Origin of the sequence: Staphylococcus pasteuri, from assembly GCF_030547725.1 — a bacterium.
Lineage (GTDB): Bacteria > Bacillota > Bacilli > Staphylococcales > Staphylococcaceae > Staphylococcus > Staphylococcus pasteuri.
On sequence record NZ_JAUOQO010000738.1, the window covers coordinates 1 to 246 of the forward strand.

A 246-nucleotide genomic window follows, 5' to 3' on the forward strand; every position below is an offset into this window, starting at 1 on the left:
GCTCTATCCAATTGAGCTACGGGCGCATATTAACAATATTATGGTGCCGAGGACCGGAATCGTACCGGTACGGTGATCTCTCACCGCAGGATTTTAAGTCCTGTGCGTCTGCCAGTTCCGCCACCCCGGCACTCTAAAATGGAGCAGAAGACGGGATTCGAACCCGCGACCCCAACCTTGGCAAGGGTGTATTCTACCGCTGAACTACTTCTGCATATGCGGGTGAAGGGAGTCGAACCCCCACGC

General features: G+C 54.9%; 2 tRNA genes. Both read right to left on the reverse strand.

Annotated elements, in window-relative coordinates:
• Positions 1-41: 41 nt before the first annotated feature.
• Positions 42-130: transfer RNA gene (locus tag Q4528_RS15325), tRNA-Leu, on the reverse strand.
• A gap of 9 nt (positions 131-139) precedes the next feature.
• A tRNA-Gly gene (locus tag Q4528_RS15330) sits at positions 140-214 on the reverse strand.
• Positions 215-246 lie beyond the last annotated feature (32 nt).